This window comes from Vibrio sp. 10N.261.51.F12, from assembly GCF_041471725.1.
Lineage (GTDB): Bacteria > Pseudomonadota > Gammaproteobacteria > Enterobacterales > Vibrionaceae > Vibrio.
In genome coordinates, this window is the sequence record NZ_JBFROV010000005.1 from 179,826 (window position 1) to 206,230 (window position 26,405).

General features: G+C 43.7%; 20 protein-coding genes. 10 read left to right on the forward strand and 10 right to left on the reverse strand.

Annotated features, from left to right (window positions below):
* The first annotated feature begins 90 nt into the window (after positions 1-90).
* The 3 genes from AB4405_RS03405 (at position 91) to AB4405_RS03415 (ending at position 4,476) form a co-directional block, all read left to right on the forward strand.
* Positions 91-2,166 (forward strand): alpha-amylase, encoded by a 2,076-nt coding sequence (locus AB4405_RS03405; RefSeq protein ID WP_372059635.1) that lies wholly within the window; start codon positions 91-93, stop codon positions 2,164-2,166.
* A gap of 178 nt (positions 2,167-2,344) precedes the next feature.
* On the forward strand, positions 2,345-2,590 hold the full coding sequence (locus AB4405_RS03410) for a hypothetical protein (protein ID WP_372059636.1): 246 nt from the start codon (positions 2,345-2,347) through the stop codon (positions 2,588-2,590).
* A gap of 431 nt (positions 2,591-3,021) precedes the next feature.
* A complete protein-coding gene (locus AB4405_RS03415; RefSeq protein WP_372059637.1) occupies positions 3,022-4,476 on the forward strand; it encodes a catalase in 1,455 nt (484 codons plus the stop codon).
* Between the two features lie 50 nt (positions 4,477-4,526).
* Here the strand turns inward: AB4405_RS03415 and AB4405_RS03420 are convergent, their stop codons facing one another.
* On the reverse strand, positions 4,527-5,786 hold the full coding sequence (locus AB4405_RS03420) for a patatin-like phospholipase family protein (RefSeq protein ID WP_372059638.1): 1,260 nt from the start codon (positions 5,784-5,786) through the stop codon (positions 4,527-4,529).
* Positions 5,787-6,389: 603 nt separating this feature from the next.
* On the opposite strand from AB4405_RS03420, the gene AB4405_RS03425 reads away from it, so the two are divergent.
* Positions 6,390-7,799 carry a CoA transferase gene (locus tag AB4405_RS03425; protein ID WP_372059639.1) on the forward strand — a complete coding sequence of 470 codons (1,410 nt, stop codon included), beginning with the start codon at positions 6,390-6,392 and terminating at the stop codon, positions 7,797-7,799.
* Between the two features lie 185 nt (positions 7,800-7,984).
* Here AB4405_RS03425 and AB4405_RS03430 read toward each other — a convergent pair whose 3' ends face one another.
* Positions 7,985-8,794 carry a ribonuclease H family protein gene (locus tag AB4405_RS03430; protein WP_372059640.1) on the reverse strand — a complete coding sequence of 270 codons (810 nt, stop codon included), beginning with the start codon at positions 8,792-8,794 and terminating at the stop codon, positions 7,985-7,987.
* Positions 8,795-9,148: 354 nt separating this feature from the next.
* The gene (hpf, locus tag AB4405_RS03435; protein ID WP_372059641.1) at positions 9,149-9,505 is read right to left on the reverse strand and encodes a ribosome hibernation-promoting factor, HPF/YfiA family; all 357 of its coding nucleotides are present in this window, start codon (positions 9,503-9,505) and stop codon (positions 9,149-9,151) included.
* A 489-nt stretch (positions 9,506-9,994) separates the two neighbouring features.
* Here hpf and AB4405_RS03440 point away from each other — a divergent pair, with 489 nt between their 5' ends.
* A complete protein-coding gene (locus AB4405_RS03440) occupies positions 9,995-11,695 on the forward strand; it encodes an amidohydrolase (protein WP_372059642.1) in 1,701 nt (566 codons plus the stop codon).
* A gap of 461 nt (positions 11,696-12,156) precedes the next feature.
* Here AB4405_RS03440 and AB4405_RS03445 read toward each other — a convergent pair whose 3' ends face one another.
* Both AB4405_RS03445 and AB4405_RS03450 read right to left on the reverse strand, forming a co-directional pair.
* Positions 12,157-12,834: an HAD-IA family hydrolase gene (locus AB4405_RS03445; protein ID WP_372059643.1), complete on the reverse strand. Its 678-nt coding sequence runs from the start codon at positions 12,832-12,834 to the stop codon at positions 12,157-12,159.
* Positions 12,835-12,956: 122 nt separating this feature from the next.
* Positions 12,957-13,451 carry a flavodoxin gene (locus AB4405_RS03450; protein ID WP_102468542.1) on the reverse strand — a complete coding sequence of 165 codons (495 nt, stop codon included), beginning with the start codon at positions 13,449-13,451 and terminating at the stop codon, positions 12,957-12,959.
* Positions 13,452-13,526: 75 nt separating this feature from the next.
* On the opposite strand from AB4405_RS03450, the gene AB4405_RS03455 reads away from it, so the two are divergent.
* Positions 13,527-14,000, forward strand: coding sequence for a CreA family protein (locus tag AB4405_RS03455; RefSeq protein WP_372059644.1), 474 nt, complete (start codon positions 13,527-13,529; stop codon positions 13,998-14,000).
* A 285-nt stretch (positions 14,001-14,285) separates the two neighbouring features.
* Here the strand turns inward: AB4405_RS03455 and AB4405_RS03460 are convergent, their stop codons facing one another.
* Together AB4405_RS03460 and phhA are read right to left on the reverse strand one after the other, a co-directional pair.
* Entirely contained in the window at positions 14,286-14,630 is a 345-nt protein-coding gene (locus tag AB4405_RS03460; RefSeq protein WP_372059645.1) for a 4a-hydroxytetrahydrobiopterin dehydratase, read from the reverse strand.
* Complete coding sequence (gene phhA, locus AB4405_RS03465; protein WP_372059646.1) at positions 14,620-15,414, reverse strand: phenylalanine 4-monooxygenase; 795 nt, start codon at positions 15,412-15,414, stop codon at positions 14,620-14,622. Before phhA ends, AB4405_RS03460 begins: the two co-directional genes overlap by 11 nt.
* A gap of 199 nt (positions 15,415-15,613) precedes the next feature.
* Between phhA and AB4405_RS03470 the strand changes: the two genes are divergently transcribed.
* On the forward strand, positions 15,614-17,632 hold the full coding sequence (locus AB4405_RS03470; protein WP_372059648.1) for an acetoacetate--CoA ligase: 2,019 nt from the start codon (positions 15,614-15,616) through the stop codon (positions 17,630-17,632).
* Between the two features lie 425 nt (positions 17,633-18,057).
* Here the strand turns inward: AB4405_RS03470 and AB4405_RS03475 are convergent, their stop codons facing one another.
* From AB4405_RS03475 to AB4405_RS03485, 3 genes are all read right to left on the reverse strand, one after another.
* Positions 18,058-19,326, reverse strand: a complete 1,269-nt coding sequence (locus tag AB4405_RS03475) for a DUF1254 domain-containing protein (RefSeq protein WP_372059715.1) — start codon at positions 19,324-19,326, stop codon at positions 18,058-18,060.
* A 269-nt stretch (positions 19,327-19,595) separates the two neighbouring features.
* Positions 19,596-20,753 carry an anaerobic sulfatase maturase gene (locus AB4405_RS03480; protein WP_372059649.1) on the reverse strand — a complete coding sequence of 386 codons (1,158 nt, stop codon included), beginning with the start codon at positions 20,751-20,753 and terminating at the stop codon, positions 19,596-19,598.
* A 123-nt stretch (positions 20,754-20,876) separates the two neighbouring features.
* Positions 20,877-22,406: a sulfatase-like hydrolase/transferase gene (locus AB4405_RS03485; RefSeq protein WP_372059650.1), complete on the reverse strand. Its 1,530-nt coding sequence runs from the start codon at positions 22,404-22,406 to the stop codon at positions 20,877-20,879.
* Positions 22,407-22,616: 210 nt separating this feature from the next.
* On the opposite strand from AB4405_RS03485, the gene AB4405_RS03490 reads away from it, so the two are divergent.
* The 3 genes from AB4405_RS03490 to AB4405_RS03500 all read left to right on the forward strand — a co-directional run bounded on the left by AB4405_RS03490 (position 22,617) and on the right by AB4405_RS03500 (position 26,332).
* Entirely contained in the window at positions 22,617-23,522 is a 906-nt protein-coding gene (locus tag AB4405_RS03490) for a LysR family transcriptional regulator (protein ID WP_372059651.1), read from the forward strand.
* A 180-nt stretch (positions 23,523-23,702) separates the two neighbouring features.
* Positions 23,703-25,091: a DUF1254 domain-containing protein gene (locus tag AB4405_RS03495; protein WP_372059653.1), complete on the forward strand. Its 1,389-nt coding sequence runs from the start codon at positions 23,703-23,705 to the stop codon at positions 25,089-25,091.
* Between the two features lie 449 nt (positions 25,092-25,540).
* Positions 25,541-26,332 (forward strand): helix-turn-helix domain-containing protein, encoded by a 792-nt coding sequence (locus AB4405_RS03500; RefSeq protein ID WP_372059654.1) that lies wholly within the window; start codon positions 25,541-25,543, stop codon positions 26,330-26,332.
* The last annotated feature ends 73 nt before the right edge of the window (positions 26,333-26,405 follow it).

Consider the following 26,405-nt stretch of genomic DNA (forward strand, 5'->3'; position numbering starts at 1 on the left):
ACAAAGTTTAAGGCGTAGGCCGCGAGAATGATGTGGATTGACTGATGGCTGCGTACAGTAAGGGTGAAAAATAATAACAATGGAATGACCATGAATTACAAGACTCTATTCACCTGTATGCTAGCTGCTGCGCCGTCAATGATGGTAACGACTGGTCTGCATGCCTCGCCTTACCTTACTATTTCGACAACCACCACCAGCCGAGATTACCCGATAGAAGATGGCCAAGCGGTCGTTATACCGTTAACCAAAGATGACTATCAACTTAAAGTGTCTGGAATTAACGCGCAGTGCGATAATCACTTACCTGATAAAATCAAATTTAATACCCCTATTCCTTTATTATGTGGCCAAGATTCTGACTTGCCCCTAAAGATCAGGTTCACCGGTGACTATGCGTTCACTTACGATCAAGAAACTCACTCATTAGTTTTTAAGCGACAGCCTAAAAAGGTGGCTAAAACAGAATTTAAGCGCCCATTGCCCAACGTGACGTGCGAAGTATTTAGTGAAGGCGAAAGATCCATTGATCTTGCCGAAAGTTATCCTGACGGAACCGTCTTACAAGATGCTTTATCTGGGCAAAAAGTGATTGTTAAAAATGGGCGAGTGAACGTGACGCCCTCGATGGACAATGGCGGCTTAATGCTTCTAGAACCTGTCTCGACGCCGACTCGAACGAAACCCGTACTGAATTATCGAAATGCCAATATCTATTTCGTCATGGTTGATCGCTTCAACAACACAAGTTCAACACAGCCCCAACCGTATCAACGACAAAACGACAATAATCAAGAGATTGGTACGTTTCATGGCGGCGATCTAAATGGCGTAACTGAAAAACTCGATTATATAAAGAGCCTCGGCACTAACGTAATTTGGCTTTCTCCGATTGTCGAACAGGTTCATGGTTTTGTCGGTGGCGGGGACAGCGGTTCCTTTCCGTTTTATGGCTATCATGGATACTGGGCACGTGATTTTACCAAAGTCGATGAAAGCTTTGGTAACGATGCTGATTTAAAACGATTGGTCGAGGAAGCACATAAACGAGATATAAAAGTCCTTCTTGATGCTGTTATTAATCATCCCGGATACGCGACATTAGCGGATATCCAATTTGACCAATTGAAAGTGATTCCAACTCCCGAACACCTCCCTGCATTGTGGGCTGAATGGGCGCCCAAAAATGGCGAAAATTGGCATAGCTTCCACAGCAGTATTGATTATACTTCAACACACTGGAAAGATTGGTGGGGAGCGGATTGGGTGCGCACTGGACTTCCCGGTTATGATAAACCTGGTTCAAGTGATACCACCTTATCTTTGGCCGGTTTACCCGACTTTAAAACCGAATCATCGGATCATGTTACCCCTCCTCAATGGCTACTCGATAACCCTGGAACACGCGTCACAGCGCGTGAAGATTATACCGTAGCCGATTACCTGATTGAGTGGCAAACAGACTGGGTGAAACGTTTTGGCATCGATGGCTACCGCGTTGATACGGTCAAACATGTCGAGGCTGATGTTTGGTTAAAACTGAAATCGGAAGCGACATCCAGTTTGCAACAATGGCGAGAATCAAATAACACCTCAGGCCAACCATTTTGGATGATGGGCGAAGTATGGGGGCACAGCGCTTATCGAAGCCCATACTTTGATGATGGATTTGATGCATTAATCAATTTCGATATGCAGAAGAAGCTTGATAAAGGTGCCGCTTGTTTCAGCCAAATGGCCGACACTTATCAGCATTATTCCGACTCAATCACCAATTCTGACGACTTTAACCCCGTCAGTTATATGTCATCCCACGATACAGAATTGTTCTTTAGTCGTTTTAAAGATTATGACATGCAAAGAAATGCCGCGAATGCTCTTCTTCTCAGTCCAGGTGCCATACAAGTTTACTATGGTGATGAAGTCGCGAGAAACATTGGTCCTTTCGCTGATGATTTTCATCAAGGTACTCGCTCTGACATGATTTGGACGTTAACCGAGGATAAACAAAAACTACTGGATCATTGGAAGGTGGTTGGACAATTTAGAGATCGACACCCTGCGGTGGGTGCTGGGCAGCATCAAGTACTTGCCAACGAAAATGCGTATGTGTTCTCGCGGTCACTAGGAGACGACCGCGTTGTCGTCGCCTACTTTGGTAAATAGTTTGATGTGGGAAGTCTTTATCTGACAGGGCAATGAAGCCGAGTTTCTTTCTTTAAAGGTACTCGGTTTCTACGCCTTACCTATTCACATCCTTCTACTTGCGTTGTAAAGTGCCTCCATTATCAACCAACCGTGTTGTGTCGATGAAAGACCACGTACAACATGAATAAGGGATACCATGAATAGTGAAAACGAAGTAATTGAAAATCTTGATGATTTAGAAGCATTTTTATTATCTGTAGAAAACGGCGGACTCGGGTTAGAAGGCGTTGCCGGTGTAGGTATGGCTACGAACAATTCAGATGGACGTCATTTTGTTGCGGTATTTAATGAGAAGCAACAATTGCTTTTAGCCCGATGGGTCACTGACAACGTGTTTGAAACTGGCAAAGATTTAGTCCGAAACGGACCAAAACGCCGTTAATGCCCGTTCTACGCTAGCGTTTCAGCCTTACTAAACATGCCTCAGCCATTTAAAGATATCTCCTATTATTAAATGGCTGATTCCAACCTGCACACCATCCTCTAAATAACAGCCAAACCCGTTCATTTAGCTGGCACTTTACGACAAAATTATTCAATTGATACCATAACAATTTCCATCACAAATAAGCACGCCAGCCCCAGAAGCCATTCCATTATGTTGATTTAAATCAATAAACTAGCCGCACAACATCACACTTCAATGATACAGTTTCGTCGTTTGTAAAGCTGTGTAAATAACGTTGAGCAGTCATACCGAGCTAGACTACAAAATTACTATTCGATATTAGTTTCTGATTCATTAAAACCATCGAATTACAGAATTTAAGTCATTGTTTTACTACATACGCTATTAGCAGAAAAGGATTCTCTATGAGTAAAAAGCTCACTACAGCTGCAGGCTGCCCTGTTGCACATAACCAAAATGTACAGACGGCAGGTAAACGCGGTCCCCAACTCCTGCAAGATGTTTGGTTTTTGGAAAAACTCGCACACTTCGATAGAGAAGTCATTCCCGAGCGTCGTATGCATGCCAAAGGTTCCGGTGCGTATGGTACGTTTACGGTTACCCACGATATCACCCAATATACCAAGGCTAAGCTGTTCTCTGAAATAGGCAAAAAGACCGACCTATTTGCACGATTCACTACGGTTGCCGGTGAACGCGGTGCCGCTGATGCAGAACGAGATATCCGTGGTTTTGCTTTAAAATTTTACACAGAAGAAGGCAACTGGGATCTAGTTGGAAACAACACACCAGTATTCTTCTTGAGAGATCCATTAAAATTTCCAGATCTAAATCATGCCGTTAAACGTGACCCAAGAACGAACATGCGTAGTGCAAAAAACAATTGGGATTTTTGGACTTCACTACCGGAAGCATTACATCAAGTAACGATCGTAATGAGTGACCGTGGGATCCCTGCCAGTTATCGTCACATGCACGGATTTGGTAGCCATACATTCAGTTTTATTAACAGTGATAACGAACGATTCTGGGTTAAATTCCACTTCAAATCACAGCAAGGTATTCAAAACTTATCCGATGCAGAAGCAGAAACAGTCGTCGGTAAGGATCGTGAAAGCCACCAACGTGATCTATTGGACAGTATCGATAATAAAGATTTTCCGAAATGGACATTAAAAGTTCAAATCATGCCTGAAGACGATGCGGGGAAAGTACCGTACAACCCATTCGATCTCACTAAAGTATGGCCGCATAGTGATTATCCACTAATCGAAGTGGGTGAATTTGAACTCAACCGTAATCCTGAGAACTTCTTTGCAGAAGTTGAGCAATCGGCATTCAACCCTGCTGCTGTTGTACCAGGTATCAGCTTCTCTCCAGATAAGATGTTACAAGGTCGTCTGTTCTCGTATGGGGATGCTCAACGATACCGTTTAGGTGTTAACCATCATAGTATTCCAGTAAATGCGCCACGTTGCCCAGTACACAGCTACCATCGTGACGGCGCAATGCGTGTCGACGGTAACCATGGTGGCACTTTAGGCTATGAACCTAACGATCAAGGTGAATGGGCTGAGCAGCCTGATTTTTCAGAACCACCATTGAGTCTTGATGGTGCCGCCGATCACTGGAATCATAGAGAAGATGAAGATTACTTTAGCCAACCGGGTGATTTATTCCGCTTAATGACACCAGAAAAGCAAGCCATATTATTTGATAATACGGCTCGAAATTTAGAGGGTGTCCCTAAAGAGATTCAGATTCGACATTTAAAACACTGTTACCAAGCGGATCCTAACTATGGTAAAGGTATCGGTTCCTTATTAGGTATTGACGTAAGCGAGTTTAATACACTGTAACTTTAAGTCTCACACGGTGGTGCTGGAACGACATTACCACCGTGTGTTATTCATTTCACTGACATTTCATCATGTAATTCATCCTCGCGTTTTTCTATTTTCTCTCCCGCTTTAACGGTCGCAGTCCATAGTTGCCCGCTCTTCGCTTTGTCATAACCGTAGTCATATAACGCTTTCATATAATTTTCGTCAAAAAACTTTGACTCATCCGTCTTAACATCAAAGTCTTTCTCTATGTTTGTCAAATACGCATTGGCATTGGCCGTACCACTGAGATAAATCTCTTTGTATAGATCACCGAGCGTTTGAGAAAAGATCAAGTTATCAATACTTCTCGCACCAATCGCAAGAATTTTATTTTCAACTTGTTTGAAGTCATTATGAAGGAACCCATTCCGTATTATATAAATGTTTGGCGTACCACTCACACCATAGGCCTCTGATGCGGATTTTAAATCAAAGCCATAAGTATTAAAGAACAGTTGATGAGACAACCCACCATCGACATGCATTTCCTCGTAAGCTTTACCATGGTCATACACAGTAAAGTACTGAGGAGGAAAAAATCCGGGAATAGAAGCACTCGCCATCAATATTTTGTGAATAAGTTCTGCTTTATTAGGAAGATCGCTTGACGCAATTCGACCCACATTCCAAATCATCTGTCTTCCTGAATCAAAATGCGTCGTGCCTATTTGTAAGCGTTTACCTTTGTTGTACTCTCTCGCGATAGCTTCTATCAAGTCATCATCATAAGTATCTTCAATAAACTGATAAAAGGTTTTTCCTTTAACCATCGATGTACTGTAAGCCGGCCACAATAAACCACGTTTATCTAACAAACCATCATTAAGGGCTAGCATAGCGTCTTTGAGTTTATGTATATATTCACCACCAGCGAAAACGAAGGGAGCAGTCAAAGCACCTGTGCTAACGCCTGTCACTAAAGAAAACTCAGGAAGGTTTCCATTATCATATAATCCATTAACGATCCCCGCCCCATAGGCCCCTCTTTCACCACCGCCTGACAATACCAACACGTCAAATTCGTTGCCGACAATTTGTGGAGCATTCGGTGTGTCAACTAATTCATTCAAAGCCCTTTCTTCTTTTAGTTTTGCTAAAAACGGTGGCACTTCGTCACCAAAAAATCGATAAGGTTCTTCAAAGTGCGCATCTGGTGAGACCGCAACGTTCTTAGTCAGCGTCACTTTAGTATAGTTTTGTTCTGTGACTCGTTTGTCTATCGAGTGAGTCGTTGAGCAGGCCATCATCGCTAAACTTAACATCACTATAATAAAATTTTTCATATCAACTCTTACGCTGTTAGTGTCAATAATTAATATCCTGGGCAAGCAGCATCAATTATTAGACTTATTTAGTAAATAATGGAACAACCTTATCCATCACTCTCACTTGTGAATAATTAACCATTATTTTATATCTATTAATAAAAACATAAACACCTCAAGACAAAAGCCAGTTTTGCATAGAAGCAAGAATAGAAACAAACTGACAAACCAAACAAAGAACATAATTAAAATATAAAGACGATACTCTACAGTACGCAAACGCGTTATTGCCTGTGTGCAATAGTCACTTTGCATCTAAGCTATTTATTCTTTAATCAAGCTAAAACATAATGACCGAACTTTCATCGCATGCTTGATAGGTTGTCAAAGATAAACGCACAATCAAGCACTAACACTGTACGCTTGGTACAGCCGATGATGGCGCAGTGCATGACGAATCGAGGCTAAATGCCTTAACGTTCAAGTTCAACAAACATGGTCACCTGGCCTATATCAATACAAAAAAAAGAGAGCATTAATAGCTAATGGCGATATTTGCTTATCGAAGCATACCGTTTATTAAATTAAAAACTCATCATCAACATTAAATAAGGCATTATTATGTTACACGCACTAAATAATTTAAAATCGATGCTTGCCGTCGACATCGACCCTTCAATTGACGCTATCGACATTAATTATGTTGAAGGAAGCGACTCGTTATCCCCATATAACCTATCTGATAGTTTCTCTTCTTTACTCATGATGAATGGCTTGCTGGTCGCCAACATTTGGAAACTTAAGACTGGGCAAACTCAGTCAGTCATCATTGACCACAATCACGCGATGGAAATGCTTTATCGTCCAAACTTTTTACATATCAATGACCAACCGCTCTCTCTGGATGCTTTTAAACGGTTTGAGTCATTAACACATAAAACAAAAGATGGATATTTTGAGACAATTACAGCGTTAAACCATCTTCATGACAAAACACTTAATCTATTAAATTGCCCTCCAAACAAAGAAGCCATCGAAGCCGCCTACCTAACTAAAACAGCAGAAGAATGGGAACACATCTTCAATGAGAATGGTTTAAGTGGGACGAAAGTTCGTACACAAAAAGAATTTCGTGAGCACCCTCAAGGTCAATTTCTTAGCAAGTTACCACCGGTTCAGGTGACATCGCTAGGGAAAGGTACCATCGTTCCATTTAAACCGAGTGATCGTCCATTGAGTGACATTAAAGTCGTGGATGTTAGTCACATCATTGCGGGGCCTTCGATGTCAACATTTTTGGCTGAGCAAGGTGCTGAAGTCATCCATATAGCAAATCCTACTGCCGAACGCATTGCATCCAACTATCTAGATACTGGATTTGGTAAGAAGAATGCCTATCTTAATTTTAATCAACAAGATGACCTCGCAACATTCTATGAGTTAATCAAAGATGCTGATGTCTATGTCAATGGTTATGCACCTGGCCGGTTACAACATAAATTTGGTATCACTAACGATAAATTATTATCTATCAATCCAAACTTAATCATTGTTACTAGCTCTGCTTTTGGCGAAGTTGGTCCTTGGAAAAACCGTCACGGCTGGGAAAACATTGCACAAGCTGCCGTTGGCTCTTCATTTGATCATGGTTTAACAAACCAACCAATCCTCTGTCCTTACGGTTTCATAACGGACTACGGCACTGGCTTGATGGGTTCGATGGGAATTCTAAAAGCACTCCATAACAGAGCGTCAATCGGTGGCCCGCAGCAGGTCAGTGTTTCACTTGCCTCAACATGTATGTGGTATCAAGACCAGCAAACCCAACCTGTACTCAAAGACAGTGAGGCGATGTTAAAAACAATACAAAAAGTGGTGTCAGGTGGGAACATCAGTCAATTTTCAACAGATACCATGACGCCATTTGGGCGAATTACCCACCTAAAACCGGTGTTGGTTTATTCGCAAACACCCGCTTACTGGGCGCGACCAACCTCTCCGTTGGGAAGTGATTTGCCTAAATGGGACTAGGCTTACATGGTTGTGGAAGCAAGAGCGCATTTTCTTGTTTCCCTATCCATTTCATATCCGGCATCAACACATTGGTGCCGGATACTTTGATGCGTTAGTACATTGATAAGTTCGTATTTTTACACGTTACTAGTTTTACGCATTGATAGCTTTATGCATTAGGACTAAGGACACGCCTTTAGCTATTAACCCGTTCTTAATCCGAGGATCTTATCAATGTCAGAAAGATCCGAGTATAAGACAAACCCTTCCTCAGCTGAATCTATTGCGACAATAGACATACGGTCAGCCAATTCATTACCTTCAATACCAACGTGACCATTAACATGGTAAATGTCGATATTCTCTTTAATTTCTAGATACAGGGAATACATTGGTTGAATTAAATCCAGATTTTTTATTTCTCCTCCTGATTTTTTCCAACCTTTTGCCGACCAACTTTTCGCCCATGTAGTGATGCACTGGATGGCATACATTGAATCGCAATAAATGCTGACTGTCTGGCCTTGCGCAAGTTTTTGTTTGGCTAATAACATCGCCTCATATAACCCATTCAACTCGGCAGTATTATTGGTACCAAATGACTGGTATTTGCCATACCACAGTTCACTTAAGACGTTAGCACTGTATACCGCAATACCAGTTCCGGCTTTACCCGGATTCGGCTCACAACCTCCATCGGTGAATATTTTAATATCGAACGGCATCATGTCGATTGTTTGTTGCGTCAACTTTTCTTTGGTGGTGTTGGATGCGTTAGCTTTGGATACGTTAGCTTTGGGCGACTTTTTAGACGCAGTTGAATTGGATTTAGCCGGAGTTGAATTAGGATTTGGCGTGCCAGTTGATCCAAACGCAGTCTCTGCTTCTGCTAGTGTCGGAAATGATTTATATCTCGCGCCATTGAAGCGGTCTACCTGCGCTTTACACTCTGCCCACGTCAAAAAGATACCCGTTTCACGTCCTTTCCAAACTACATAATACTTCTTTGCCAATGTTGTACCCTTAAATGTTGTGCCTTAATTTTCCATCACAGGTTAGACCGTCAAACGAATCCTCGTAAAGCCTGTAACCAATGATGTTGTACATTCCGACTACCTTAACCAAGTTAAACGTCAATTTCCATTGCCAACAATGCTTTCCTGCAACTGCAGACGAGCACGCTTGGATATGGGTAAACGATGAGGTGAAGTAAGCATATCTATTAACCGCGATTGCCAATACCGACTTATTACTAACAATTTGCTACTAGCCATTCACTAATGCCGATAGCGGAATATCGACATAAACGGAAGACATGAAAAAAGCCAGCACTAAGTGCTGGCTCTAACGTTGTTCGTTGTACCTTATTACACAAGTTTCATTTCTTGAATGATATCCGATGCAATTTCAGGTTTCGTACTCGTTGGTTTCTCATGGAGATCAGATTTTAGCTGTCCTTTACGATTTCGCAAACCTGCTTCAAGTTTTTTCAATGCGGCTGCGATAGCTGGATACATAACATCGTCGGTTGATTTTGCTACAACTCGAACACCTTCGTAGTTGGTAAAGACTTCCACATTATGCTGCCCATGTTCCTTTGTGATAATAATGTCGCAGCTGATCAGTTGTGGAAAGTGAGCGGAAACCTTCTCAAATTTGCTTTCAATTTCTTTGCGAGAGTCATCGTTGATTGATACATGATGTGTTTGAACATTTACTTTCATATAATTCTACCTTTCCAATCACTGTGTCATTTAAACGTAGCAAACTCCGCGTAGTTTCACCAAGTGAATTTGTGCTCTTGTGTGATTAACTTCCGTGTTCTCAAATAATTTTCACGCCAACCCTTGAATACGTCACCATTCGACAGAATATGTTAGGGGCAAGTGATTCACTCTTGTCATTTTTCACTGAAAAACAAGAAAATTGCTTCCTATTCTGGTGGTGTCCCGATTCTACTGCAAGCCTCAGCGAATCGATGACATCGAGCATACGCGAGAGCGATAATCCTTCTGAATGACACTCACAATTAGTGACAGCGTCACGCATCACTATTTATTCTCATCGGTTTTTATTGTCGAGCAATTCGTCGCGGCTGTCTCATTATTCTTAAAGCGAGTATTTTTCCTTTCTTCCTTATGTTAAGTACAATTAAAGCATTGCCGTACACCGCGATATTTCTAATGAAAAGAACGGTATGAAAGGAACAGACCATGAAATCAATCTCTTCAACGACAACCCTCATTTTAGCTACAATGCTGATTAATACAGGTTTAGTTTCAAGTGCCATTGCCGGTGCATCTGCAGATACTATTTTAACCAACGCGACGATTTATGGACATCACAATGCCGATTCAATCGCTGTGCAAAACGGGCGTATTGTCTATGTAGGTCCCGTCTCAAAGATTAATGGCTATCGTTCTGCAAATACGAAGGTCCTTGACTTAGAAGGTGCCATGATACTGCCTGGGTTTATTGATAACCATAATCATGTATTTGAGGCAGCCTCAGAAGCTGGCGGAAACTGCGAGCTTAGTATGAGCGCGTCTCTTCTAGAACATATTCCTGCTTTAGAAGCCTGCCATCGCCAATCTAAGGGCGATGGTTGGGTTATGGGTTATGGTTTCTCATTAGACGCCGTTTTGGACAGTAGCAGCTCACTCACGCCGCTTCAGGTCATTGACCGTATTTTTCCAGATCGACCCGTTATCTTGATGGAGCAGACTTCTCATTCTATGTGGGTTAATTCTGTGGCATTGCAACTCGCGGGCATCAATAAAGCCTCTCCAGCCCCACAAGGTGGCGCTATCCTCAAAGACGAAGTGACAGGCGAGCTTAATGGCATATTGTTTGATAATGCCGGTGATATCGTGATGGAATTGGCTTGGAATAGCCTCGATGACCAATTCAACCAAAGCTATGATGGCCTAATAATGGGATTAAACGAAGCGGCAGCACATGGCATCACAACCATTGGTGACGGGCGACTATATTGGAAGCGTGGGTGGTATGAGGTATGGCAACAAGCACTAAAAGACAATGCCTTAACGGCTCGCATTTCTTTGCGCCCTTGGATCTACCCTGCTGACCCAATGAATAAACAGCTCGCTTTTCTAAAGTCCGTTTATTCTAATAACCCATCCCGCTTACTAATCGTCAACCAAGTCAAAATGTACAGTGATGGCATATTTATTAATGGCACAGCGAAAACGCTTACGCCTTATCAAGATACCTATCTGCCCGACTTCCCTTACGGGATAAATTACATCCCACCCACGCAAATGAAATCATGGCTGACGGCGCTTGATAAAATGGGGTTCAGTGCGCATATCCATGCGATCGGAGACGGTGCCGTTCACGAATCTCTCAATGCGATTGAGTCAGTAAGAAAGGCCGGATCAGACAAACCCTATACACTGACTCACGTTGAACTCGTCAATAAAAGTGATATTCCTCGCTTTAAAGAACTCAATGTTACAGCCGATTTTCAAGTCGGCTCAGAGTACATTGTGCAGCATGAACACCAATGGGCTGAACCCTTTTTAGGTCAATCTCGAGCCAATGCTATGATGAACCCACGAGCAATACTTGATACCGGGGCTAACCTCACTTTAAGTAGTGATTGGAACGTGCACGACATTAATCCACTCGTTGGTATATCTAACAGCTTACGGATGGGCAAGACTGGCTTTCACTCCATTGAACAAGCGGTCGATGCATACACGATCAACGCAGCCCATAGTTTAGGAATAAGCGATGTGACAGGGTCACTTAGTGTTGGGAAATTCGCTGATTTCGTCGTACTAAATAAGGACATCACTAAAATTCCAGTGTCTGAGATTTCGAACACAACCATTTTGATGACGTGGTTAAACGGAGTTATGGTTTACAACTATGGTATGCAACAAAGATGAGGACTAACGACAAGTACGAGATTATCACCTTCTAAAGTAGCCGTTGAAACCGTCAGGCTAACAGTTACAGCAACAGTGCAATTACAACAGAGCAACCGTTAACGCAAGTTTATTGAATTGAAATGTTGGTGATTTAAATATTGGCTCATCAATGCCGTGATATAACTCGCAGCGTACAATGCAAGAGGCTAATTTTTCAACATAAAATTAGTGACCCGTATTATGCTTAAGCTGATGAGAGACCACTCAATTAAAAAAGTGAAAAGGTTTAGTACATGAAAAAGAACACCATTGATACCCAGTTAAACCAATGCTGTCCAAAATGTAACGCCGATGAATATTTACTGTCCGATAGCGGCGAAACCTTCTTATGTGCAAATTGCGGGTTTTACACAAAAGAGTACTCAAAAGAGTGGACCTCGATGTACATAAAAAAGATGATGGTGCAGACAAGGATTAGATTACGAACTAACTGCGTGATGCACTGACCCATTCAAATCACTGATATAATCCACCACTTGATCCATTGCCGTTAAGCACACTACGTTGGATTGTTTGATATGGCATACTTTAGCAAAATGAATCGTATTAATATCCGTCGCCACCCCCATCGTCACCCCTTTAATGGTATCGTCGATATAGACACACTCATTGGGTAAAAAGCCCATCATCGTTACGGCATATCTCAACAAATCGGGCTCAGGTTTCCAGCTGTTTGCATCAAAAGCAGAAATAACTCGCCCTTTAAATCTATTTGCCAAACCGACAATCGTTAACATATGAATGGCTTTGTGTGTCGGACTGTTTGTCACAACGCAGTATTCAACGCCTTCGCTATCCAAATAGTCTAATAGAAGTTCGACGCCATCGATAGGCGTCAACTTAGATTCAAACAGTTCGGTGGTAATTCGACGATAAATTGGCTCGAGAATATCCAGTGACACACGTGAACCTGCAGCCTGCTGCGCCGACATTAACACGTCTGCTATCTTCCCACCGGTGAAGTCTTCGCTGACGACCGTTAAAGGTAACGTAACCCCCACCTCTTTAAAGGTGGCAACAAGTGCATCACAACACAGCATTTCGCTATCGACTAGCGTGCCATCACAATCGAACAAAACGCACTTAACTACCGTCATATCTCTCTAAGTCCATACTACTTAATTCGTCGTAAATATTAACCGACTATGAGTACGCAAAACGGTATCTACGCGAGGGTTTACAACATTTATTTAAGTAATAGTCGAAACTTCCAAGCCGATCACCGTTTTTCAATCCAAACTTCAGATAAGTTTGAACTTTCTAAACTCTGTATTAAAGACAACGCGATTCGGTCATAATCGACCGCGGTATCTGAACTAATAACGTCAGAAACCAGCATAACGTTATCGTCTTGACTTAATAATGCGGCGCACGTTGGCTGACCATCCTCAAAACCAACATACAACCCATAGTCAGGTTCAAGAATAATTTGAGTTAAGAACTCCACGATAAGGTTTTGCCCTTCTTCGGTTCCCCATTGCTTAGATTGCATTAAGGCAAACATAACAGTAAGTCGATGAAAGTCGACAAGGTGCCACTCAATATTCACCTTCTGCATTTCTGAGTTTGGAACAGACTCTAAATATCGACTCGTGAGTGAATCAAGATACAACGCTCGCCCTTTTAGGCTTTCTGGGGTAGGAAATTCCACATCAACTTGGCTCGCTAACCATTCATTCTTTTTGTTATATAGAGCAATTGCCGCGTCTTTCATTGTAAATCCTATTTGATTTTTTGCTGACCGTGGTTATGGTATACGTAAGCTCTTATATTAAAGGATTACACCAATATGTTGAAAAAGCTCTTGATCGTTCCAGCTATCGCCCTCGCCCTAACAGGTTGTGGAGATAAGGAGGTCGGTGATGTTTCACTTGGCATGTTTACATTAAAAGACATTAAACTCAACACATTAACGGACCCCGAGGTCCCTGGTGTAACGTGCCACATCGCGAGTATCGAGGCCAACTTGAGCTTTTCAGACCCAAGTGACAGTTCAATATCTTGCCGTCAAACTGGCGAAATTACGCCTGAAATGATAGCACAGATAGACAGATCTAAATCTGGAGAAATTGTCTTTCGAAAATCAAAAAGTATTCTATTTAAAACCATGAAAGTACGACGTATTTTTGATGCTGACAACCAAACTATTATGTATTTATCTTACTCAACGAAAGAGACATCGGGTAGCTTTAAACATAGCTTGTCAACGGTACCTCTATGGGGAACGAAAGCTTATGTAGAGACCGTAGAGACCGCACAGTAGTCCAATCATTGGGTAGTCCAACACCCGTTGACTACCCATAAAATTTAGCAGACCTCAAATTCGTTACTCTCAAATACAACGAATATATTGCCTTAAACACCATCCTTATCTCTTCTCCCGCGACAATTTTTGTCACCCATTTTATCCATCCTAGCGACATTGGATCGCCTTCCCTTGTGAAACGAGACTCTTTTAAACCGTGTGACTCACTTTAGATAAAAACCAAAGGGTAAGAATCAACTCACAACGTGCTGATAAAGATTCTTTTGTTCAAGGGATTGACGGTTAGTTTTTATTTGTTGCTACAGTGACATCGCAGCGTGAGGCGCAGATGAAATCATTTTTGTGCAGGCCTTTGATCGAATGGCTCCACCATGTCACCGTGACTTGGCCCCACTCCAATAAGATAGAAGGGTGATGAAATTCTTCTTCCGCCAACGCTGCCACTTTATTACTAAATGCCCACGCCTGCTTAAAATTGTTAAACTTATACACTTTTTCAAGCTGTGGGATACCGTCTCTTTCGATAATCTGCCACCCAGACAACTCCAATAGTAAAATTTGTTGATCATCTTTATTAAGCGCAATGGCATCGATACCGCAGGCTTCACATTTTTGTTCATTCAACATGTACTGGTTCCTTGGGTTCATAAAGTGGTGGTAGTAATCCCGCTTCTATCGCGCGATCAACGTGCTGTAAAAGGTTTGTCTGACTGATTTTAAAGAGTTCAGACAGTCCCTCGATGACGTAATATTTAGGCTGCATGATATCGATGCGATAAGGGGTTCTTAGGACAGTGTGTATATCAAACTCATCACGGATCGCCACGTTCCCTTCTAACGCATAAAGCGTTTCTGCTGGAGACGAAAGAATGCCACCCCCATAGATTTTCAGTTTCTGCCCCTCTCGGACTAAGCCGAACTCAACCGTAAACCAATACAAACGAGCAAGATAAGCGCGCTGCTTGGGTGTTGCCACCTGTCCTAGTTTTCCATAATGCTCCGTAAAAGCAGCGAAATCGGTATTGGTCAACATGGCACAGTGGCCAAAAATTTCATGGAAGAAATCAGGTTCTTGTAAATAATCGAACTCATCTCGTGTTCTAAGAAAAGTCGCAACAGGAAATCGCTTGTTGGCGAGTAAATCAAAGAAATGGTCAAAATCGATCAATGCCGCAACAGGCTGCACCTGCCAGCCCGTAGTTTCCTTTAGCACCTTGTTTATCTCAGGGAGCTGAGGAACCCTGTCTGAGGGTAGATCAAGCAGGGTCAAACCATGCAAATACGCATCGCAAGCGCGATCGTTGACTACGTTCAATTGCCTTTTCACTAAGTCGTGCCAAATGGCGTCGTCTTCGAGGCTCCACTCAACCCACCCCTCTTGGCTCACGGGCTTAGAATGATATCGTGTCATTATCCACCTCCTAACGAATGTCTCCCTTTAAGCCTACCTCCACTCTTACTAAGCGCCAATTTGTACCATTTATCGAAACCAGCCTTTCTGTAACATTTTGTTTACACAATTCTGTCAGGTGCTTATTTTGCTGATCTTTTGACTTTGTAAAACCTGAATACCAGACTGAAAACGTTAACCTTTTGTTAAAGGCAAAGGAATGCACCAGAGCAATAAGCCAATTTGGCGACCCAGCAAACAACGTATCACACAAGCCAACGTAACCCGATTTATAGATAGCCTCGTTCTACCAGAATCGAAGCCACCAAGCTTGGGTCTCGATAGGGAGCTAACCTGCTACGCCGACCTCCACCAATGGTCGGTGGATCAGCCCGAGTTATTTTGGCAACACGTATGGCAGTTTTGTGGCATGGTGGGTTCGCAAGGAGACAGCGTATTAAAACAAGGCAACAGCCGTTGGCAGCAAGCAAAATCTGAGCGTGATGCCATTTGGTTCCCTGACGCGCAAGTCAATTATGCAGAAAACTTGCTGCATAGTGCGAATACATTGCCAAACGAGCTCGCAATTTGGTTTGAGAATGAACGCGGTGATCAACAGACCTACACTTGGCAAACGCTATGTGAGGAAATATCCGGTGTTCAACAATGGCTCATTGCTTGCGGCGTGCAACAAGGCGATGTGGTCGCAGCCTACACCCCTTACCTGCCGCAAACCATCGTCGCAATGCTAGCCACCACCAGCTTAGGCGCGATTTGGACATCGACTTCGCCTGACTTTGGTGTAGAGAGTGTGATTGAACGATTTGGCCAAGTAAAACCCAAGGTACTGTTCACCTGCGATGGCTACACCTTCAATGGCAAGGCGTTCGATATGACGGACAAAAATCACGACATCAGCGAACACTTAAACGAGCTAAAGCAGGTGTGTTCCATCGGCTATTTAAATCAGAGCGGTCACTTTCAAAAAAACAGCGTTGAGCCTGATGTATTGAGCCAAAGCTGGCAAACCATCATTAATCATTATCAGCCGCAACCTTTGCGCTTTACGCGTGTAGATTTCAATTGCCCATTGTTTGTTCTGTATTCTTCTGGCACAACGGGCAAACCGAAATGCATTGTGCACTCGGTGGGTGGCACCATCATCAACCATCTGAAAGAGCATCAACTTCATTGCGATATTAAACCAAGCGATCGCGTTTTCTACTACACCACTTGTGGTTGGATGATGTGGAACTGGCACGTCTCTGCGCTCGCCAGTGGCGCTTGTTTGGTGATATTTGATGGCAGCCCAGTTTATCCGCAGCCCGATGTACTTTGGGATTTAGCGCAACGTGCCAATGTGTCGCTGTTTGGCACCTCAGCTAAATACTTAGAAACGATTGAAAAAGCGCCGCTTTCTCCCGCTAAGAGCCACTCCCTTCCTCACTTAAGAACCCTCTGCTCGACAGGTTCGGTGCTCTACCCTGAGCAGTTCGATTACGTCTACAAGCACATCAAGCAAGACCTGCATTTAGCGTCCATTTCTGGCGGCACAGATATTTGTGGCTGCTTTGTATTGGGTAACCCTATCTCCCCTGTTTATCGCGGCGAGTGCCAATTCGCGGGGCTGGGAATTGATGTACGAGTATTTAATTCAGAAGGACAAAGTCTCACGCAGCGACGAGGTGAATTGGTGTGCACCAATTCCCTTCCCAACTTCCCTGCAGGCTTTTGGAATGACACTGGTGAGCGCTACCACAGCACTTACTGGGACAAGTTCGACAATGTATGGCATCACGGTGACGAAGTTGAACAAACTATCCATGGTGGCTACCGGTTCTATGGACGAGGCGACACCACGCTCAATCCTGGCGGCGTCAGAATTGGTACCGCCGAGATCTACCAGCAAGTGAATACCATCGAGGGCATCGTTGACTCCATCGCAGTCGGGAAAAATATCGACCGCAATGAACAGATATGGCTGTTTGTTCAATTGCAGCAATACATGACTTTGAGTGACGAATTGCTGGCAACCATCAAGAGCAAACTCAAATCCTCATGCTCGCCGAGGCACGTTCCAAGCCAAATATTTGCTATCAGCGACATTCCAAAAACACGCTCAGGCAAACTCGTGGAGCTTGCGGTTAAACAGGTGGTCAATGGTAAGCCAGTTGAGAACATGGGCGCGATAGCCAACGCCGATGTGCTGGACGAGATAAAGCGCGTAGCTTCACTTTAATATAAAAATAGAGAGGCTCATTTCTAGAAGAACGTAACTTAGAAAACCCTCCATGGATTGAAAGGTATGGCAGTTTTTCCGGTCTTTGAGATGCAACTGATGATCGACAAAATTGTAAGCTGCAGTTCATCTTGCGGGTGATAATACTGATCAGGTTCAAGGCTTTTCAATGCAGCCAGAAAATTCTCCATATGACGGCAAATGTCACTATCATTACTTTGCAAAGAACTCAAAGCGGTAATGCCTCTGCGATCATCGTTGCGATCATTAATGAGCGCATTAGGTTCACATTGCCCTACTTCAAGTGGTATCCCACATCGCATCATAAATTGTCTTGTACTTATGAAAATCCTCGACCAAGTAAAAGTAACTGGTCTCAATAGTGTCAGCAACAGGGTTCTAGCGTCCTTGCCAATCCATATCCTTTATTTTCGTACTTTGTTAAATGGCGTAGACTTCCATTCGTCATTTACCACAGTTTGTCCTGGGGTATACATTCTCAGAATCGAATACCACTTATGATTGGGTATAGGCAGGAAATTGGGATTATTTTCTTGCCCTTCAACGTTCGAACTCATGGTTATTGTGTATGTGCCATCGGGATTTTGCTGTAATGTCCGGTCCCCTCGAGAGTGGCGATTAAGTGCGTTGTTTTCCATAAGCCTACTGGCTGCACTGTACGCAGTATAAGACCAGAAACCACCTGAATTAATCTCGGGGGCGGTAAATGTCACCGTGTAGTCGTACTTACTGCCATCAAGTGCGTCACCGTCAGAATCAAAGAAGTCTCCTCCGTACATGGTGTGCTGAGCAGGTAAACCCCATTGCCCCATTAACGTTCCGTAGGCGTGTTGGAAGCTCGGAACCTGCGTCATTTGTTGACGTGTACCCAACACATCTCTGGAATCGTCAAACCCTGCATTTACAATGCGTTCAGTACCATTTTTCTGCGCTAGAGCAATCCAATCTAATTCGGACTCTGTCCATTCGTTTGTCGGATTGTCACCTAATTTAACCAGACCGAAAAAGCTCAGAAGCATTGAATCGTGTTGTCGCATAGACCCTTCAGAGAGAATAAAGTTCGTTCTCTCTACCCAATGAGATTGATCTGGGTCAGGGTAATGTCTGGCAATAGGCTCGGGGCCTTTTTGACCTAAAAAAGCGGACAACGTTCTGATGTTCCAATGATCCATCAATGATTGCGCAGTTTTCGAGTCCTCTCCGCCTAAATCCATAATACGCCCCATCATTTTGACTAAAGGGTGTTCGACGTAAATGACCTCATCGACACTGGCAGGAACGACCCCTTGCCATCCTTCCAATGCATACATAAACATGCCTCCTTTGGAGCCTCTATCCGGTGAGCCAAAAGCCGAATCGGTAAAGTGTTGCATGTTCATGGTATGAAATAACCAGTAGCGCCCTTCATCATGGTCAGGAATGGTCACGATAACCGGTTCAGCCCCCACATCCATCCAGCCCATAAGGTGCAAGGTGTCGTTGTTAATGGACGGGTGCGCGGTATATGTGTCATCCGCCAAAGTTCGAATGTTTTGAAACTGATTTAATGGGTAGTCAGCAACAACGACGGTGTCATAAAAATACTTGTACGCCTCATCGATGCTGTACGCGTATTCATAGGCAAGCTGGGCCAGCTGCTGGTTATCTTGTTGCGACTGCGCATCGGTTGCCATTTCGACCGGTTTTGTCAGCGAACGTTGCTGGCTTGCAAAGGAGGCGTGGCAACTGACGACGCTAATAAGTAACGCTACTAATAGTCTTGAAATCATTGAATTCACCAGTGGTGTCATAAGGTAATCATTGTCAGGTTGAGTTAAAGGAGATAGAAAAATCGGTGGACTTGCGCCAACGCAGGCTTTGCAAAATTAACTGGTTTGTAAAAACAACTAGTTTGCAAAAGCGCATGACTTACACCAGGGTCTTTTCTACACAAGGGCATTTTTTACACAAGAGAATAGTATTGCGGTGGATACCCACTGTTCATTGCATCCACCATTTTGAGCATTCTTGGCAGTGCATAACGGAAAAAATGCTGATATCCGGCACAAAGTACATTGTGTTGCTGTTCGTTCTCCCCCTTTTCATCCGTTACTTTCTCAATGCGATACTTAGGGCATCCACCTTGGCATAATTGCAAAAAGTCGCACTCGTGACAGTGTGTGCTTAGTGTCGCTTGTTTTTGCTCAGCAAACTCTCTTTGCTGTTTATCCGTCACTAGAAATTGCAAAGGCGTATCGAATCCATCCCCAATTCGGTGCTTTCTATAGCCATAATGGTCACAGCTATAGACGTCTGCGTTGGCTTCCATCATTAATTGCTGCCCACATTGAGCACTGTGATGGCACATTTGGCTGGGTTGTCCCATTAAAATCATCAGACAGTTTTCAAAAAACTGCACATAGACCTTTCCAATATCGTCTTTGCACCACTCATCAAACACATCGCAAAGAAATTGCCCCCACTGATCCCCTGTCAGCGACCAATCAACGCTAGAGCGGCGATCAAGTTCATGATCCAAACAAGGTTGGAATTGAAGATATCGACTGCCTGCTTGTTTAAGAAAATGATAGATTTTCTGACCATGCTGATAGGTTCGGCGGTTGATCACGGTGAGAGTATTAAACTCAATATCATATTCTTTGAGACGCGATATGCCGGCCATTGTGCGCTCAAAGCTCGACTGTCCAGTCTTGTCGATGCGAGCCATATCATTGAGCAAGTTAGGCCCATCAATGCTGACCCCTACCATCACATTATGATCTCGAAAAAACAGCGCCCACTGCCGATTGATTAACGTACCGTTGGTCTGGATGGTGTTAACAATTGTTTTGTCGCCTGCCCACCGTTGTTGCTGTTCAAAGGCGTGCTGATAGAACGCCCTTCCACGCAGCATCGGCTCTCCACCGTGCCAGATAAAATCGACGCTCGTGTTTTTTTTCGGTTGAGACTCGATGTGATTTTTTACGACGACATCGACCATTTCACTAGGCATTTCGGAGGGACGGCAATCCTCATTGGATAAATAGTAGCAATAGCTGCAATCGAGGTTACACGTTGCCCCAACGGGTTTTATGGTTAAGCTATAGGGTAGTTCTTGCATCGTATTCTCTGGTTAATGTGCAACAGGCCAATGCGCCTTCAGATCGGCAAACAAAGTAGGGAAAAGGGACGTTGAAGAGACGCAATCACCTTGTACATAAGCGTTGTGATTGCGCCGACTTCATCAGTTAATGGTGTCGTTACCCATACCCACACCCGTTCCTGTTTGGACGGGAGGGTATTCCACTAACGATTGCTGGTATTCACCAATCGCCTGATAGAAGTAAGGCAACACCCAAGACTTTTGCTTCATCCAGTGATACCAACCATGAGTATCCGGCGAGCGTTCGTAAGGGTCAGCTTTTATGTCCACTAGGACACCAAAAGGCCATGCTTTGGCAGGCTCTGTCCAAGTGGATTTGGTTTTTAGATGGACCTTCCACTGATTAACTCGAACCGCATTAAGATCACCCTCGTTGTAGAAGAAAAACTCTTCTCGCTGACTTTCTTTACCGTTAGCCAGCATGTCGAGTTGATTGTAACCATCGATATGCGCGACGCGATTTACGCCTTCAATCTCTTTACCTTCAAGCAGTTGCTGCTTGATATTTGGCTCTCCAGCAGCCGCCATTAAGGTTGGCACCCAATCTTCAGCAGACATTAAACCGTCAACGTACTCACCTTTTGGTAGTTTACCAGGCCAGCTGACAAGCATAGGTACTCGAAAGCCCCCATCCCAGGTGGTGCCTTTTTGCCCTCGAAAAGACGCGGCGCCAGCATCGGGCCAGTGATCGGTGTTCACCCCGTTGTCTGAAGTAAACATGATGATGGTATCTTCGAGCTCTCCCATCGCTTCTAATTTGTCCAGAAGAACACCAATCTGAGCATCCACCTCTTTCATGGCGTCATAATAAGTGTTGGTTTGACTCGAACCTTGATATTCCTCGCTCACATGCGTAATGGTGTGCATACGTGAAGGGTTGAACCACATAAAATAGGGTTGTTCATCTTGGCTCGCTTGATGAGAATCGAGCCAGTTAAGCGCAAAATTCAAGAACTCTTGATCGATTTGCTTCATGCGCTCTTTTCCTAGCGCACCTTTATCGGTGATCTTCTGCTTCCCTACCACACCAAATCTTGGATCAACATTCTCATCAAAGGTTGTCGTCGCCGTTGAGTGGATGACGTTTCGAGGGTCACCAACAAAGTTAGGGTCGTTTGGAAATTCAGGCTGCTCAGGCATTTCCATTACATTGAGGTGGTATAAGAATCCGTAATACTCATCAAAGCCATGCACCGTCGGAAGATGGTTATTATTATCGCCTAGATGTGACTTACCCACGTGAACGGTCGCATAGCCCTTTTGCTTAAGTAGCTCTGCCAGCGTTGGCGTTTCTTTTTTCAAACCCAGCTTTGAACCAGGTTGCCCAACGGATGTCAGTCCTGTTCTAAACGGGTATTGGCCAGTGATGAAGGCCGCTCGGCCTGCAGTAGAACTGCTTTGCGCGTAATAATCACTGATCATCAACCCTTCATTAGCAATTCGGTCGATATTAGGCGTTTTGATCGCACCAAGTCCGCGGTGATAGGCTGAAATATCCATAGGAGCAACATCGTCTAACATAATGGCGACAATGTTTGGGCTCTTAGCCATTGCGCTGGTCGCAAGCAATGTAGAGGAAGCGGCGACAGACAACGCGATCGCACTTTTCATGAATGTCTTCTTCGGTGATTTCATGGCAATTCTCTGTTAATTGAATAGCCAAATAGTACCCAAAACCGCTAAAAATGAGCCTATAGCAACTATTAATATTTTTAATACAGCGTTAATTATTGAGCGTATACTAGTGTGCGATAACTCTGCACCCTGCTGGCAATAACCAAGAAGACGGTCTCACGCAGAAAATGAAAGAGAACAATGATTATGAATAGAGATTTAAACTTATTGCGCTTACTGGTGGTACTCAGTGAAGAAAAACAGACCATACGCGCAGCCAAAAGATTACGCGTGAGTCAACCAACCATCAGCGTGATGCTGCAAAAGCTCAGAGAGCAGTTTCAAGACCCACTTTTTGTGCGCAATAAGAACCTGTTTGAGCCCACAACAAGATGCAACGAACTGTTAGTGCAGTTGCCTATGATGCTGGAAGAACTGGATGCACTGTATGTGAATCGTAGCGAGTGGCAAATAGACAATCTGACGGGAGAGATATCACTGATTTTCTCGCCCCCTCTTATGAATACGTTGGCCATTCCTATGGTCAGTAAAATAAGCCTTCTTGCGCCAGAAGTTACCGTGAACTGCTACCAGTGGGGATTTGATGCACTGAGGGATTTGGAGCTTAAAGCAAACTGCTGGGGCTTTAATTATCTCCCTATGGAAACCAGTAAATATCTTATGCAAAAAGACATCGGTGAAGATGAGTTTGTATTGGTTATGCGTGCCAAGCACCCTGTCTCAGGCAATACTGTTGAGGACTATATACATTACCCAATTTGTATCAACTTAATCCAAGGTGAAACCGAGTTTTCAAGAAGTGAAAAGCTCATAAAAGCGCTTAACATTAACAAGCATATTAATATTCGAACCAGCGACCTTGGGGTGATGTTAGGAATTGTAAAACAGAGTGATTATTTGGGTATTGTGCCCAAAAATACGGCTCTAAATTTATCGGAAGATTTTCGCTTTGAACCCTTGCCTAAATCACTGACTCAAGAGGCTCAGTTTCGACCGTTTTCATTGTTTAGCCACCAGCGGAATCGAATGGATCCGTTTACGGAATGGCTGTTTCAAGAATCCAAAGCCATTATTGAAGCCAATCGTGAATAGAGTAATAAATTTCTCTATTCTTATCTTTCTAAAGGCTCAAGTCCCAATCCCAAGTTTCAAATGACAGAGAAATGCTATTAATATTTTTAATAAACTTTATAGCCAGCCTTCGATATTAGCGTGGTCGTTCCTTTGATAGCCTCGTAAGACATTAGACCGTCTTTCTTTAAGGAACGCCCCATGAAAAAAACACTGTTTTGGCTAAGTGTCCTACTGTCATTTACAGCCAACGCAACCGTCTCAGACTCGGTGTCTGCCGAAGAAGAACTCGCCTACCAACTTGGCGTACAAGCCTTCATTTACGGTGCAGGGCCATTAACCGTTGCTGCCGTAAGAGAAACCTCAACCTCGGTGGACATCCCAATGGACAATGCCATGGCACCGATGAATCTGATGGGTAAAACACGAGCATTATCCGGCCCCTACACTCGCATTGTACCCACAGTGAACAACGACACTCTTTACTCGCAAGCCCATTACGATCTCGACGTCACCGGTCCTATGGTGTTGGAGTTGCCGCGTACAGATGAGCGCTACTACATTGTTCAACTGTTGGATGCGTATTCTGAATCGATCGACGACCTTTACGCCGCGAATACCGGTAGCCAAGGTGCAAAGGTACTGCTTGTCACTAAAGATTGGCAAGGAGCCCTCCCTAAAGGGATTGATAAAGTCGTGAGATCTCGAACCCCGAATGTCTGGCTTATCCATCGCACCGGGGTTGCGGGTGAGAGTGACCTAAATGACGCTCTTGCCATCCATGATTACTTTCTTAGCTACCCGTTAAGTGAGCTAGGGCAATCTCATCAGTCAATCACACTCGGTGAATCTTCAGGTGGCATTCCACCAATGGCCAAACCGAAAGGCTTGGAATGGTATGCTTTAATCGATAAAGAGTTGCGCAAAAACCCTCTACCGGAAGATGCGGCCATTGTAGAACAGTTTCAGATGATAGGCATTGGGGGAGACACTCCTTTTAACGCCAACGCATTAACTGAAGCTCAGAAGAAAGGTCTGCTGCGCGCTCTGGAATCATCGTCTGCCATAATTCAGTTTGCAGGACGCAGCCTAGGCACCACCAATAATGGTTGGTCTATGATGTTTGAAGGAGGACGCTATGGCCACGACTATTTAAGTCGCGCAAGCATTAACATGAGAGCTGCGGGTCTGAATGTCCCTGAACGCGCTATTTACCCAAATCGCTATACAGACTCCAGTGGTAAGCAGCTGTCTGGTGAACATCACTACAAAATGGTTATGCCGGCTGATACCCCAGCGAATGCATTTTGGTCTCTGACCCTGTACGACGCTAGAGATCTGTTCATGGTTGAAAATGAAATCAATCGATACTCACTGTCCACCAATCGTAAAAGTGAATTAAAATTTGCAAGTGATGGCACCTTACCGATTTGTATCCAGCATCAACGCCCTGCTGACGATCAGTGTAATTGGTTGCCTGCCCCAGAAGATGATTTCTATCTCCATATTCGCTTGTACGAGCCAACCCAAGCAGTATTAGACAATGATTACTCGATGCCACAAGTAATAAAAATTGAACCTCACCAATAGGCCGCGCGATTTCCTGTTTGTCTTCAATAACAACGATAACTGAATGGCATCGAAGAGAAAGACGTTAGCGTTATAAATCTTTGAGTACTTATTAGAGTGAAGACAATGTTTTCGCTCTTAATAACAATGTATAGGATTGAATATACTTCTTCGGCAACGGGCCTTCAAACGCGACTTTCCAAGAGTTGACGCTGTTTTACGCTAGTTTAGCAGCGTCTTCTTGCCGAGCTTTTCTGAATCAGAAAAGGGTTTACTGAGTCGAGATCGGCACAAGCAATACTGGTCACTAAGCCAAGCGACTTGGACTTGCCATACCTATAGTTATCTATGAATCGCTCATATTCGATTTTTAGAAACTCATTTCTGCCCCATTGTGCGTTAACTAAAGGAGTTTAATCTTTTGAACATCGTTTGCTTCACCTTAGTTGTATTCATAGTATTATTGATGAATGAATACATGGAAACTTAAGCCTACATCAAATCTTCTCGCCCAATATGTTGAGTATATCTGGGGATTGCACGTCACAGAGCCGAGTCAACAGTCGGCTTTGTTGCTTCCCAATCCTTCTGCTAACGCCATTCTCTCTCCCTCGGTAGACAAGCATGTTTACCGAAAGAACGGGGTTAAACTAGATATTCAAGGTGGGCATTGGTTGTCTGCTTACACTGAGGCGCTGTATGTTGATGATGTTTACCCACGCCAACTGCTAGGCGTGAAGTTTTTTCCTGATGGCGCATTTGGCTTAGGATTGGTGCAAGCAGAGAAGTCTAGCCAGAAGATCATTCAATCTTTACCTTCTTGCTTTAGATGGTCAGATGAAATTGATATCAATTGTCCGAAAATAGCAGCTCAAGTTGTAGAGTCACAGTTACTCTCTCTCCCTCCAGCTAGCGACAAGCGAGTATGGGAAAATGTTCGTAAGGCTCGTTTACACATCAACGAAGGAAAAAGCCTCGACTTGTTGCCAATGTCTAGACGAACACTTGAGCGGCAGTTTTCATTAGTGACAGGCTTATCGCTCAAACAATATGAACAAATGGTAAGAATGGATCGCCTTATATGGGCCATCTACCAAGAGCAAGCCGAGAGCATCGATTGGAGCGACCTTGCCTATAGATTTGGTTTTAGCGACCAGCCCCATCTTATACGTCAATTAAAGAAAGCGATTGGCGTTACTCCTAAACGATATTTAATCGAAAAACATCTTTCTATTGATCTGTTTGGTGACTTCAATAATTGATCTTGTCGCATTTGTTCAATTTTCCCAAAACCACAAAGGGTAGATTAGCCTTATTGTTACTAACAGGTCATAA